12 protein-coding genes are annotated in these 12,771 nt (G+C 66.7%); 11 read left to right on the top strand and 1 reads right to left on the bottom strand.

The genetic code is table 11. The features are described from left to right. The 11 genes from AC1DKD_RS31490 to AC1DKD_RS31440 form a co-directional block, all read left to right on the top strand. A partial coding sequence (locus tag AC1DKD_RS31490) for an ABC transporter permease (protein ID WP_477144131.1) occupies positions 1-535 on the top strand: 535 nt, incomplete at its 5' end. Between the two features lie 2 nt (positions 536-537). Next, positions 538-1,236 carry an ABC transporter ATP-binding protein gene (locus AC1DKD_RS31485; RefSeq protein ID WP_441633795.1) on the top strand — a complete coding sequence of 233 codons (699 nt, stop codon included), beginning with the start codon at positions 538-540 and terminating at the stop codon, positions 1,234-1,236. After that, positions 1,233-2,330 carry an HlyD family secretion protein gene (locus tag AC1DKD_RS31480; protein ID WP_441633793.1) on the top strand — a complete coding sequence of 366 codons (1,098 nt, stop codon included), beginning with the start codon at positions 1,233-1,235 and terminating at the stop codon, positions 2,328-2,330. Before AC1DKD_RS31485 ends, AC1DKD_RS31480 begins: the two co-directional genes overlap by 4 nt. Further along, the gene (locus tag AC1DKD_RS31475; protein WP_441633791.1) at positions 2,330-3,793 is read left to right on the top strand and encodes an efflux transporter outer membrane subunit; all 1,464 of its coding nucleotides are present in this window, start codon (positions 2,330-2,332) and stop codon (positions 3,791-3,793) included. Before AC1DKD_RS31480 ends, AC1DKD_RS31475 begins: the two co-directional genes overlap by 1 nt. 107 nt (positions 3,794-3,900) lie before the next feature. Next, positions 3,901-6,483: a magnesium-translocating P-type ATPase gene (gene mgtA, locus AC1DKD_RS31470; protein WP_441633809.1), complete on the top strand. Its 2,583-nt coding sequence runs from the start codon at positions 3,901-3,903 to the stop codon at positions 6,481-6,483. Positions 6,484-6,597: 114 nt separating this feature from the next. After that, entirely contained in the window at positions 6,598-7,299 is a 702-nt protein-coding gene (locus AC1DKD_RS31465) for a VIT1/CCC1 transporter family protein (RefSeq protein WP_441633789.1), read from the top strand. Positions 7,300-7,482: 183 nt separating this feature from the next. Further along, positions 7,483-7,638, top strand: coding sequence for a DUF3309 family protein (locus AC1DKD_RS31460; RefSeq protein ID WP_441633787.1), 156 nt, complete (start codon positions 7,483-7,485; stop codon positions 7,636-7,638). A gap of 211 nt (positions 7,639-7,849) precedes the next feature. Continuing rightward, positions 7,850-9,199 (top strand): phosphoribosyltransferase family protein, encoded by a 1,350-nt coding sequence (locus AC1DKD_RS31455; protein WP_477111777.1) that lies wholly within the window; start codon positions 7,850-7,852, stop codon positions 9,197-9,199. Between the two features lie 233 nt (positions 9,200-9,432). Further along, positions 9,433-10,272 (top strand): universal stress protein, encoded by an 840-nt coding sequence (locus AC1DKD_RS31450; RefSeq protein WP_441633784.1) that lies wholly within the window; start codon positions 9,433-9,435, stop codon positions 10,270-10,272. 119 nt (positions 10,273-10,391) lie between these two features. Next, on the top strand, positions 10,392-11,021 hold the full coding sequence (locus AC1DKD_RS31445; RefSeq protein ID WP_441633783.1) for a glutathione S-transferase family protein: 630 nt from the start codon (positions 10,392-10,394) through the stop codon (positions 11,019-11,021). A 46-nt stretch (positions 11,022-11,067) separates the two neighbouring features. Beyond that, complete coding sequence (locus AC1DKD_RS31440) at positions 11,068-11,703, top strand: glutathione S-transferase family protein (RefSeq protein WP_441633781.1); 636 nt, start codon at positions 11,068-11,070, stop codon at positions 11,701-11,703. Between the two features lie 314 nt (positions 11,704-12,017). Here AC1DKD_RS31440 and AC1DKD_RS31435 read toward each other — a convergent pair whose 3' ends face one another. After that, a complete protein-coding gene (locus tag AC1DKD_RS31435; protein WP_428180459.1) occupies positions 12,018-12,413 on the bottom strand; it encodes a cupin domain-containing protein in 396 nt (131 codons plus the stop codon). Between the last annotated feature and the right edge of the window lie 358 nt (positions 12,414-12,771).

Here is a 12,771-nt window from a genome sequence, read left to right as displayed (position 1 = left end):
GCGCTATACGATCTCCTACATCCTGGTCGAACCGAAGTCCGCGGCCGATGTGACGCGGATTCAGCGAGAGGTGCAGAAGCTGGGCTACCGCGCGCTGACCAAGGACCAGTTCATCCAGCGCATCTCCGACTTCTACAAGTACCAGACCGGGCTCGGCACCAATATCCTGCTGATGACCGTGATCAGCTTTATCGTCGGGCTGTCGATCTCGGGGCAGACTTTCTACACCTTTATCCTGGAAAACCTGGAAAAGTTCGGCGCGCTCAAGGCGATCGGCGCCAAGGGGCACGAACTGGTGGCGATGATCGTGTTCCAGGCAACCTTCACGGCGCTGACGGGATACGGCCTGGGCATTGGCCTGTGCGCCATCCTGATCAGCCTGGCGCGGCTGCGCCTTCCCAACTACGCCGCCATGATCACCTTCCACAACCTGGGCCTGGCGCTGGTCATGGTGATCGTGATCGCCGGGGTGTCGGGTTATATCGGCGTGCGCAAGGTGCTGCGCATCGAGCCCTTCGATATTTTCCGGGGGTGAGCATGCCGCGCGTTGCCATTGCCGCGAAGGCGCTGGACAAATGGTTCGGCGAAGGCGAGGCCCGGACCAATGCGCTGCGGCAGGTCAGCTTCGAGGCGTACTTCGGCGAGATCCTGTTTATCGTGGGCCCGTCTGGCAGCGGCAAGACCACGCTGCTGAGCGTCATCTCCGGCATCCTGCGCCCGGACGGCGGCGAGGTGATGATCGACGGCACCAGCATCTGGACGCTCGATAACGATGCGCTGGCCGCATTCCGGCTCGCCAGGATCGGCTTCGTGTTCCAGGACTTCCACCTGTTTCCGCGCCTGACCACGCTGGAGAACGTGGCGATCCCGCTGATCCTCAATGGCCGCGACTGGAACGATGCGTTGAACGAGGCCAAGCGTTACCTGGAAATCGTAGGCCTGGCCAACCGCGCCCAGCTGCCGCCGATCAAGCTCAGCGGCGGCGAGCAGCAGCGCGTGGCCATCGCGCGGGCCATCGTCAGCCAGCCGGATATCCTGATCCTTGACGAGCCCACGGCCTCGCTGGACGGCGATACCGGCCACGCCATCATGGCCTTCGTCAAGACGCATATCCTCAACGACCGTCGCTGCATCGTCATCGTCACCCACGACGCCCGCATCTTCGACATGGCCACGCGCATCCTCGACATGGAAGATGGCAAGCTCAAATGCATCGAGCGGGGAGTGGCCGGATGAAGATCAGGTGGTTGTTCATCCTCTCCGTGGCAGGAGCCGCCACCGGCGTGGTGGCCGCCATCTTCTACGCCCAGCAAAGACCGCCGCTGCCGCCGGCATTCGAGCCGGCCGCCAATCCCTACAAGACTGGCATCTACGCCAACGGCATCATCGAGAGCTACCAGGAGAACGGCGCCAACATCAACCTCTATCCCGAAGTCGCGGGCACGGTGGTGCGCATCCCCGTGCGCGAGGGACAGGAGGTACGGCGGGGCGAGGAACTGCTGGTGATCGAAGATTCGGTCCAGCGCGCGCTGGCGGCGCAGCAACAGGCGCAGGCGGAGGCCGCCGAGGCCGTACTGGCGCAACTGAAGGCGCTGCCGCGCAAGGAGACGCTGGATGTGGCGCGCGCGCAGGTGGAGGCGAGTGCGGCGGGCCTGAGGACAGTTCAGGATCAGTTTGACAAACTGCAGCGATCGTATGCGCTCAACGCTCGCTCCGTCAGCCAGGACGCCATGGACAACGCAGCCAACGCGGTGCGCGTGGCGCGCGGCAACGTCGACGTTGCGCGCCGCCAGCTGGAACTGACGCGCGCTGGCGCCTGGGTCTACGATATCCGTAACCAGGAACGGCAGGTGGACGCCTTGCGCAAGGCCGCTGCCGCCTCGGCGGCATTGCTCGGCAAGTTCGTGATCCGCGCGCCGGTGGACGGCGTGGTGATGTCGGTCAATACGGCGGTGGGCGCCTTCGTGTCCTCGCTGGGCACTTATGGCACCTACACGCAGGGCTACACGCCCGTGATCGTCATGGGCAGCGTGCCGGGCACGCTGGCGGTGCGCGTRTATGTCGACGAGATCCTGCTGCAGCGCTTGCCCGGCGCCAAGGCGGGCAAGGGCATCCAGGCGAGGATGTTCGTGCGTGGCACCAACACCAGCATCCCGCTCGAGTTCTTGCGCATGCAGCCTTACGTCACGCCCAAGATCCAGCTTTCCGACCAGCGCACCGAGCGCGTGGACGTGCGCGTGCTGCCCTTGCTGTTCAAGTTCAGCCCGCCGCCCGACGTCAATGTCTATCCGGGCCAGCTGGTCGATGTCTACGTGAGCGGCGCATCGTGATGCGCCATGCGCTGCCCTGGATCGCGGCGGTCCTTGCCTTGCTGGGCGGTTGCGCCGTGGGGCCGGATTTCGTGCGCCCCGACCCGGCTGTGCCGGCCAGCTTCACGCGTGGGGGAGACGCGGCGCGGACGCCGGCTGGCGATGGCGTTTCGCAGCGCTTCACCGACGCGTCCGCGCTGCCAGCGGACTGGTGGCGCATGTTCGGCAGCACCGCGCTGGACAGCGCCATGGACGCGGCACTGGCTGGCAACCCCACGCTGCAGGTAGCGCAGGCCAACCTGCGGCAGAGCGAGGCCGCCATGCGCGCCGGTGCCGGCGTGTTCTATCCACAGTTGGACGCCACCGCCGGGGCGACGCGGCAGGCGGCCACGCCGGTCCGCTTTGGCCAGTCCGTTCCGTCCAGCGTCTTCAACCTGTTCTCGCTGACCGCCACCGTCAGCTACACGCTCGACCTGTTCGGCCTGAACCGGCGCGCGGTCGAGGCGCTGTCCGCGCAGGTCGACCTGCAGCGGCAGACGCTGGGCGCCACCTACCTGGCGCTGACCGGCAACCTGGTCAACACCGTGGTCGCGCAGGCCGGCTATGCCGCCCAGATCCAGGCCACCACCGAGCTGGCGGCACTGGTGCGCGAGCAGGTGGAGATCACGCGCGCGCAAGTGCGGGCCGGGACGGCCGCGCACGTCAGCGAGCTAAGCCTGGCGGTGCAGCTTGCCTCGCTGGAGGCGACGCTGCCGCCGCTGCGGCAGCGGCTGGAGCAGGCGGATCACCTGGCGGCGACCCTGTCGGGCCGTTACCCGGCCGAGGGCGAGCCCGTTGCCGTGACGCTGGAGACCTTGCGCTTGCCGGCTGACATTCCGCGGGTGCTGCCGGCGGAACTGGTCCGGCGCCGTCCGGATGTGCTGCTGGCCGAAGCGCAGCTTCACGCTGCCAGTGCCGAAGTGGGGGTGGCCACCGCCGCCATGTTCCCTGCCATTACCCTGAGCGCAGGCTACGGCCGCGACAGCTTGCAGATCGGTTCCCTGTTCGGTGGCAATAGCGCGGTCTGGAGCCTCGGGGCGGGCATCACGGCTCCGCTGTTCCACGGTGGCGGACTGTATTACCGGCGGCAAGCCGCCGTGGCCCAGTGGGATGCCGCGCAGGCCGGTTACCGGCAGGTTGTGCTGGCTGCCTTCGGGCAGGTAGCCGATGCGCTGCGTGCCCTGGAGCACGATGGCGAACTGGTCGCCGCCACGCGCCAGGCACGGGACGTCGCCTACGAGGCCCTGCAGGAGTTGCAGGCCAACTTCCAGGCCGGCACCGCCGGCTACCTGCAGGTGCTGGTGGCAAACGCGCAGTACCACCAGGCCGATATCGGCTACCTGCAGGCCAGGACCCAGCGGTTGCAGGACACCGTGGCATTGTTCCTGGCGCTGGGCGGGGGCTGGGACGCCGGTGCCGCGCAAGCGCAGGCAAGGCGGCCGTGATGATCGTCCGGGCCATCCGGTGGCTTGGCGAGAGGGTGAGCCGGATGCACCGCCGGCATCCCGCATCGTCCGGCGGTCCGGCCGGCCCGGAGCCCGCGTCCTGCGGCATGCCGGAGGCGTTGCTGCGGGCTGCCAACACGCCGCTGGCGGCCTTGCTCAAGCAACTGGACGCCAGCCCGGACGGCCTGACCCATGCCGAGGCCGAACTGCGGCTGCGAAGCCATGGCCCCAACCTGGTGGCGCACGAGCGCCCGCGTCCGGCGGTGATCGACCTGCTGCGCCGCCTGCTCAATCCGCTCAATGTGCTGCTGCTGACGCTGGCGGCGGTATCGGCGGCCATCCGCGATTACGACGCCGCGGCTGTGATCGCGGTGATGGTGATGCTCAGCGTTGGCGTGGCCACGGTGCAGGAGCGCCGCTCCGGACGCGCGGCGGCAGCGCTGCGCGCCATGGTCCATACCACCGCCGCCACGCAGCGCAGGGCCGGGCCGGGGACATCGCCCGCCATCAGCGAACTGCCGATCGGCGCGCTGGTGCCGGGCGACATCGTCCACCTGGCGGCGGGCGATCTTGTCCCCGCGGATGCCAGGCTGCTGGCGTCGAAGGATCTGTTTGTCAACCAGTCGGCCCTCACCGGGGAATCGCTGCCTGTGGAGAAATTCGCGCGCGAGAGCGCCAGCGGCGACGAACCCGGCACGCTGGAGAACATCGTGCTGATGGGCACGGCCGTGGTCAGCGGCAGCGCGACCGTGGTGGTGGTGCTGACCGGGCCGCGCGCCATGTTCGGCGGCATCGCCCGCTCGCTGTCGGAGGAGACGTCCGGCACGGTATTCGAGCAAGGCCTGCAGCGCTTCGCCCGGTTGATGATCGGCCTGATCGTGATCCTTGCGCCGCTGGTGTTCCTGATCAACGGACTGACCAAGGGCGACTGGCTGGAGGCGTTGCTGTTTGCGGTGGCCGTCGCCGTGGGGCTGACCCCCGAGATGTTGCCGATGCTGGTGACCGTGAACCTGGCGAAGGGCGCGCTTGCCATGTCGCGCCGCAAGGTGATCGTGAAACATCTCAGCGCCATCCAGAACCTGGGGGCGATGGATGTGCTGTGCACCGACAAGACCGGCACGCTGACGCAGGACCGCATCATCCTGAAAAAGCATGTGGACCTGGCTGGCCGGGAGACCGCGCGCGTGCTGGAGTTCGCCTACCTGAACAGCTACCACCAGTCGGGTTTGCACAACCTGCTGGACAAGGCGGTGCTCTTCCATGACGAGGTGGGCGAAATGCTGCGGCAACAGGGCGGCTATCGCAAGATCGACGAGGTGCCGTTCGATTTCGAGCGGCGCCGCATGTCGGTGGTGGTGGATGGGCCGCAGGGCAGGCTGCTGGTCTGCAAGGGCGCGGTGGAGGAGGTCTACGCAGTCTGCGCCAGCGCCGAACTTGGGGGGCAGGCCATTGCGCTGGATGATTCGCATCGCCACGCCCTGATGACGGTCTGCAATGCGCTCAACGAAGATGGCTTCCGGGTGATCGCGATCGCCTACAAGCCCTTGCCGCCGGCGCCCGATACGCAGCCCTACTCGGTGGCGGACGAATCCGGGCTGATCCTGCTCGGCTATATCGCTTTCATCGACCCGCCCAAGGATAGCGCGGCGCCGGCGCTGGCGGCACTGCGCGGCAGCGGCATCGAGGTCAAGGTGCTGACCGGCGACAGCCCGGTGATCGCGCGCAAGATCTGCCGGGAAGTCGGCATCGACGTGGACCGCGCGGTTCTCGGCCACGAACTCGACGGGCTCTCGCCGCAAGCCCTGGGGGAACTGGCCGAACGCACGCAGCTCTTCGCCAAGCTGGCGCCGGCGCACAAGGCGGCCATCGTCAAGGCCCTGCGGGCGCGCGGACGGGTGGTGGGCGTGCTGGGCGACGGCATCAACGACGGACCGGCGCTCAAGGCGGCCGACGTGGGCATCTCGGTGGACAGTGGCGCCGATATCGCGAAGGAATCGGCCAGCATCATCCTGCTGGAAAAGAGCCTGCTGGTGCTGCACGACGGCGTGATCGAAGGCCGCAAGGTCTTTGCCAACCTGCTCAAGTACCTGCGCATGGGCGCCAGCTCGAATTTCGGCAATATGTTCAGCGTGCTCGGCGCGAGCGCCTGGCTGCCGTTCCTGCCGATGGCGCCGATCCAGGTGCTGACGAACAACCTGCTCTACGATTTCTCGCAGACCGCGCTGCCGACGGACAACGTCGACGAAGATGCCATCAGCCGTCCGCGCCGCTGGGAGATCGGCAAGATCGGCCGCTACATCCTGTGCATCGGTCCGATCAGTTCGCTGTTCGACTATGTCACCTTTGCCACGCTTTATTGGCTGCTGGGTGCGAGTACGCCTGCGCAGCAGCACCTGTTCCAGACCGGCTGGTTCCTGGAGTCGCTGCTGTCGCAGACCCTGATCGTCCATGTGATTCGCACCCGCAAGATCCCGTTCATACAAAGCCGTGGCAGTACCGCGCTGATCACCACCGGCGTAGCGATCTGCCTGACCGGCATCTGGCTGCCATACTCGCCGCTGGCGGCGCCGTTGGGGCTGGTGGCGCCGCCCGGCGTGTTCTGGGTGCTGCTGTTGCCGATCCTCGTTGGCTATTGCTGCCTGACCTATGTGCTGCGGGGCTGGCTGGTGCGGCGTTTTGCCATCGACTGAACGCGTATCCACGCACAGGCACGGCCGGGCAAACGGGTGCCTTCGTTGCAACCGGGAGGCCTCGCAGGTAGCATCATCAGGTCATCTGCAGTCCACATCGGAGGCCGCTGCACCATGAGGTCCTTATCCCGCCACAGTGAACGTCACCGGGTTGATCGCACAGGCTGGCTGCGCGCCGCGGTGCTCGGTGCCAATGATGGCATTGTCTCCACCGCCAGCCTGGTGCTGGGCGTCGCCGCCGCCAGCGCGAGCCAGGCGAACATCCTGATGACCGGCATCGCGGGCCTGGTGGCCGGAGCCATGTCGATGGCCGCGGGGGAATATATCTCGGTCCATTCGCAGGCGGACACCGAGAAGGCCGACCTGAGGCGGGAGCGTGGAGAGCTGGATGCCGATCCCGCCGCCGAGCAGCACGAACTCGCGACGATTTATGTGGAGCGGGGGCTTGAGCCGGGTCTTGCCAGGGAGGTAGCGGCGCAACTCATGGCACACGACAGCCTGGCGGCCCATGCACGCGATGAGCTCGGCATTTCGCAGGCGCTGAGCGCACAACCCATCCAGGCTGCCATGGCATCGGCCGCCAGCTTTGCCGTCGGCGCGCTCCTTCCGCTGGTGGTGGCCTGGCTGGCGCCTGGCCGCGGGCTGATGCCATGGGTATCGGGAATGTCGCTCATCTTTCTCGCCGCGCTAGGCGCCGTCGCTGCGCAGGTCGGCGGTGCCAGCAGAATCTCGGGCGCGGGACGCGTCACCTTCTGGGGCGCGCTCGCCATGGCGATCACCGCCGGCGTCGGTGTACTGTCTGGCGCCGTCCTTTAGGGCATCGGCTTGCGTCATGGACGCGATGTCCTGATCGGGATGCTCCGCGCAAGACAGGGCCAGCGCTGCTATCGCACGCCACCCGTCCCGCCCGCGCGCGGCTTGATACACGACAACTGCCAGGCTTCATTACCGCATATAGTGACCTGACAAGCAGCGGCTGGAAGTCAAGGAGGACGCGAAATGCTGGGGACTATTCTGTTAATTCTCCTGATACTGGTTCTGATCGGCGCAATGCCAGCCTGGCCGCACAGCCGGAGCTGGGGTTACGCGCCCAGCGGCTTGTTGGGACTGGTATTGCTGATCGTCATCGTATTGCTGGTAATGGGCCGAATCTAGCGTTCCCGGCGCCAGACGCACCACCGGTGAACTGGCAGTGCCTGATATGGAACACGCTCTGGTATCCGGGGGGGCACGTGAGTAGGGTGCGCTTCACGTTGAGACCGGCTGTTGCCAATCCTTGACATAGCGCAAGTGGTATCGCCGCTGGGGGTCTATTCTGGGCGCTAGCCGCGCCGCGCTGCCGTGGCACACAGCAGAGGAGCAGATCGTGAATCCGCTAGTTGCCCGCTTTGAGAGCCGCGAGGACGCCGCGGCGCAGCTAGCCGAAGCGCTGCGCGCCTATCGTGGCCAGCATCCCCTGATCCTTGCCGTTCCGAAGGGCGGAGTAGCTGTCGGGCGCGGACTTGCCGACGCCCTGGAGGGCGATCTCGATGTGATGCTGGTCAGCAAGCTTGCCGGCCCGGACAACGCCGTCGCCGCGATTGGCGCCGTGACGGAGAACGGCTGGACCTACGCCGTCGAGTGCCCGGCGGGGGGACAGCCCGATCCCGTCCATTTTGCGCAGGAGCGGCTGGCAAAGCTCGATCTGCTGCGGCAACAATGCGCGATCTACACGTCGCATCGCGCGCGGCTGGACCCGCGTGGCCGTGTTGTGATCCTGGTGGACGACGGTATCTGCACTGGCGCCACCATGATGGCGGCGATCCATACCGTGCGCAGGCAGCAGCCGGCCAGGCTGGTTTGCGCCGTTCCCATCGGCGCACCAAAAGGCCTGGCGGTGGTCCGCGCCTGCGCCGACGAGGTCGTGTGCCTGCGGGCAGCCGGGACGGATCCCGATATCCACCACGCCTACCAGCGCTTTCCGCTGGTGGACGACGCGGAGGTCCGTGCGCTGTTGTGGCGCGACATCGAATCGCGCAACGCCGGGGCCATCGGAGCAAGAGCCCTGGCCGATGGCTTGCCGGTTGGCATCGCGTGCGACGGCACCAGGCTTCACGGCGTGCTCGACGCCCCCGGCAATCCGGTCGGGCTGGTGCTGATGGTCCATGCCAACGGGGGCGGCGACCACGCTGTGCGAAACCAGTATGTCGCGAGGAAACTGAACGCCAGGGGACTGGCTACGCTGCTGGTGGACCTGATCGGGCCCAGGGAGCCCATGCGGGCGGAAAAGCGCCAGGATATTGCCATGCTGGCCGGACGGCTGCGAGCGGTGATGCAAGCGGTGCCGGGCTACGTTCGCACGCGGCTGCGCTTGCCGGCGCTGCCCGTCGGCTGCTTTGGCACCGGCACCGCCGCCGCCGCCGCGTTGAAGCTGGCGGGAGACGCGGGCGCGGATTTGCGCACGCTCGTGCTCGCCGCGGGGCGAGTGGACCTGGCCGACGCCGATACCCTGGGCAAGGTGGCCGTACCCACGCTTCTTGTGGTGGGTGCCGGCGATCCGGAAGGCATCCGGATCAATGACTTGGCGTTCGCCAGCCTTCGCTGTCCGCGGCAACTGCGGCTGGTGGCGGGCGAGGGCCGGGTATTCGAGGAGCCCGCCGCGATCGAGGACCTGGCCACGCTGGCAGGCGGCTGGTTCTCGCAATTGCTTGCCGACGGGCGGATGGCCGTCATGTAGGCGTGCCTGCCGGGTGTTCACAGAATGCCAACATCCGTTGCGCGCATCGCGAAGGCATCGAAGCGCGGCTCGCACTGCCGCGGATTCCCATGTACAGCGTTGCCCGATGGCCCCGGCCCGGCCATATTGACCTGGCGCAACGACCGGACAGTCCGCGCTTGCGCTGCGCGGCGCAGGCGCTACAGTGCATTCTGACCCGATCACGAGCCCGGCCGACGGGCGGGAGCCTCCTTATGTCCTACGCCACCATCATGGTGATTCTCGATCCCAGCCGGCGGTCATACCATCGCATCGAAATCGCCGCGCAGCTTGCCGCCAGGCACAATGCCACGCTGGTCGGCATGTTCGCCTGCCATCGACCCGAACCCGCGTGGGTGTACCGGCTGCCCGACGGCGCCGGTTACCTCGATGCCCTTCAGGCACGTTACGAGGAGGATGGCGAGATCGTGCGGCGCAGCTTCGAGGGCGCGACGGAAGAGCTGCCGATCACTGCGCAATGGCAGGCTTTCGACGGGCTTCCCCTGGCCATCGGCCAGCGCGAAGCGCGCCTGGCGGACTTGCTGGTGGTCGGCCAGGCCGACCCGGCGGATCCGACGGCCTTCGTGGCCGAGGGGTTTGTCGAATCCATCGTGCTTGCCAGTGGCCGGCCGGTACTGGCGATTCCCAGGGCGGGCCGGTTCAACACCGTTGGCAGCCGCGTGCTGATCGCCTGGGACGGCGGGCGCGAGGCGGCACGCGCTATCCACGATGCGCTGCCATTTCTGCGCCAGGCCGAGGCCGTGACCATTGTCACTTGCACGGTGGCGGGCAAGGCCGACGACCCCTGGAACACGCCTGCGCAGTACGCCGCGACCTGGCTGGCGGCGCATGGCGTGACGGCGGCGGTATGCAATCTCCCCGTGACCGACCTGGCCGACGCGGGCGAGCGGCTGCTGTCGGAAGCCGCCGACCTGGATGCCGATCTCATCGTGGCCGGCGCCTATGGGCACAACAGGTTCCGTGAGGTGATGCTGGGTGGCGTGACCCGGACGTTGCTGGAAACCATGACGATTCCCGTGCTGTTCTCGCACTGAGTCCGATATCCAAACCGGGTAGCCCAGCGGCCATCGCCCGGCGTCCCGGCAGCGCGGCCTTGCCTGGTGTATCGTTGACGTCTTCCGCAAACAAGGTGTTTTCACTGGGGACGCATGGAATGCTGACGATCTGGGGCAGGGCGAATTCGGTCAATGTGCAGAAGGTGCTTTGGTGTTGCGACGAACTCGGCCTGCCGTTCGAGCGCATCGACGCCGGCATGCAATTCGGCGGCAACGACCGGCCCGAGTATCTTGCGATGAATCCGAACGGGCGCGTCCCTACGCTCATCGATGACGGCTTTGTGTTGTGGGAGTCGAATTCGATCCTGCGCTACCTTGCCATGCAGTACGGGAAGGGCACCACGCTGTACCCGGCCGAGCCGAAGGTGCGCGCAAGCGTGGACCGCTGGCTGGACTGGTCCCTTTCGACCTTGCAGCCGGCGGAAAGGCCGGTATTCTGGGGTTATGTGCGAACGTCGGCCGCAGAGCGCGACGTGGCGCGCCTGAATGCCGACGCCGCCACCGTGGCGGGCCTGTGGCGGATGATCGACCGGCAGTTGCAAGGCCGCGATTTTCTCGAGTGCGGCACGTTCACGCTGGCTGACCTGGTGCTGGGTGCGTACGCGCGCCGCTGGTACGGCCTCGACGCCCAGATCGACCGCCCCGCAACGCCGGACCTGGACCGCTGGTACCAGGGCATCGGCGGGCGTGCCGGCTTCCGGCAGCATGTTGGCGTGCCGCTGAGCTGATCCAGGCGCAAGCCAGGGTGCCGTCCCTCATCACCTACCAATTCCCATGACCATCATCCTGCACACATGGAACACGCCGAACGGACGCAAGATCAGCGTCGCGCTCGAGGAAATGGCCTTGCCGTACACCGTCAAGACGGTGAACATCACCAAGGGCGAGCAGCACCAGGCGGACTTCCTGCGCATCAGCCCCAACAACCGGATTCCGGCCATCGTCGATCCCGATGGTCCCGGCGGCCAGCCGATCAGCGTGTTCGAATCCGGCGCGATCCTGCTCTACCTCGGCGAGAAAACCGGCAAATTCCTGCCAGCATCCCTGCGCGAACGGGTACCGGTGCTGGAGTGGCTGATGTGGCAGATGGGCGGCTTCGGGCCCATGCCGGGACAAGTCCATCACTTCCGCACTGTGGAGTCGGAGGCCGACCGGCACTATGGGCTCAAGCGCTATTCAGAGGAAACCAACCGTCTTTACGGCGTGCTTGACCGGCGGCTGGCGGAAGTGGAATTCGTCGCGGGCGAGCTATCCGTGGCGGATTTCGCGATCCTCGGGTGGGCATGGCGGCATGAGCGCCATCAGGTTTCGCTCGATCGTTTTCCCAACATCCGGCGCTGGTATGACGCCTTGTTTGCCCGGCCAGGGGTACAGCGCGGCTTTGCGGTCAAGCTGGACGATGCGGCGTAGGCCATCTCCGGTCGATGGCCGCGCCCACGGAAATCGTGCCTGCAGAGGGGGTTCTCCGGCACGTGCGGTCCGTTTGACATGGGTCAAGTGCCGCAACGGTCAGTCCGGATAAGATGGTTTCCGTCATGGAGATGCGGGGGCGCTCTTCATGACTTGTCTACCCGTTTCCAGAATACGGAAACTTGGCCCGCGCCACGCAAGTGGGGCGGGCTTTTTTATTGTGGCGAGCCTCATGCTGGATGCGCGGGATCGACCGTGCGCTGCATCGCGGCGGAGACRAACGACAAACGTGCCCCGATGCAGCGACAGCGATATCAGGGCGCGGGCGTCGCGAGCGGCTTGCCCTTTTCGACCACATACACGCCGACCAGGCTGACCGGCGCGGTGCCGGGATTGTGCGCGTCATGCACGACCCCGGCCGGAACCACGAACGACTCGCCCGCCTTGACGACCCGCGGCGGTTGCCCGTCGATCAGGAGTTCGGCCTGGCCTGCCAATATGTAGCTGACCTCGTCGCCCGGATGCGTATGCCGTCCCGCATAGGCGCCGGGCGCCACCTCCACCCGTGCCACCACAGCCTCCCGCCCCGGCACGGAAACGTCCTCCTTGCCGACAAGGGTACGCGTAAGGCCGCTGCCCTGCGCCAGCACGGCGCCAGAGGCGAGCCATAGCCCGGCGCCCGCAAGCATGCTCAGTGTCCTGGTGTTCATGGTCTGTCTTCTCCCGAATTGGTCTTGTTTTGCTGCGTTTCACTTCAAAAGGCATGTCGCCCGGAAAGCGTGGCATTCAGGTGACTGCTGGAACCAGTTGCAGGTGGGACGGGTGGCCGGCCGGAACGGGCCGGCGAGACGATGGCAGATGCTAGCAAATGCGCCAGTGTGTTTGGAATATGGCGCAGCCCTATATCGGCAAGCGTCATGCTTGGACTACTTGGTGACGCTCCGCGAGCAACTCAGGAATGACCTGCCCGACTTCAATGGCAACACAAGCCGGACGCTGCCGATGCCCACGCGCTATGTGATCGCGCCAGGACGGGATGTTGGTGGACATGGCGTCGCCGTCTAGGTT

The sequence above is a fragment of the Cupriavidus sp. 05T313 genome (genome assembly GCF_056396665.1).
Note: the sequence above shows the minus strand (reverse complement) of the source record. Positions and strands in the feature narration are given on the sequence as shown.

Bases quoted from the DNA above. Each gene is read 5' to 3' on its own strand.
- AC1DKD_RS31485 (WP_441633795.1), top strand. From the start codon at position 538: ATGCCGCGCGTTGCCATTGCCGCGAAGGCGCTGGACAAATGGTTCGGC.
- AC1DKD_RS31475 (WP_441633791.1), top strand. From the start codon at position 2,330: ATGCGCCATGCGCTGCCCTGGATCGCGGCGGTCCTTGCCTTGCTGGGC.
- mgtA (WP_441633809.1), top strand. From the start codon at position 3,901: ATGCCGGAGGCGTTGCTGCGGGCTGCCAACACGCCGCTGGCGGCCTTG.
- AC1DKD_RS31465 (WP_441633789.1), top strand. From the start codon at position 6,598: ATGAGGTCCTTATCCCGCCACAGTGAACGTCACCGGGTTGATCGCACA.
- AC1DKD_RS31460 (WP_441633787.1), top strand. From the start codon at position 7,483: ATGCTGGGGACTATTCTGTTAATTCTCCTGATACTGGTTCTGATCGGC.
- AC1DKD_RS31450 (WP_441633784.1), top strand. From the start codon at position 9,433: ATGTCCTACGCCACCATCATGGTGATTCTCGATCCCAGCCGGCGGTCA.
- AC1DKD_RS31445 (WP_441633783.1), top strand. From the start codon at position 10,392: ATGCTGACGATCTGGGGCAGGGCGAATTCGGTCAATGTGCAGAAGGTG.
- AC1DKD_RS31440 (WP_441633781.1), top strand. From the start codon at position 11,068: ATGACCATCATCCTGCACACATGGAACACGCCGAACGGACGCAAGATC.
- AC1DKD_RS31435 (WP_428180459.1), bottom strand. From the start codon at position 12,413: ATGAACACCAGGACACTGAGCATGCTTGCGGGCGCCGGGCTATGGCTC.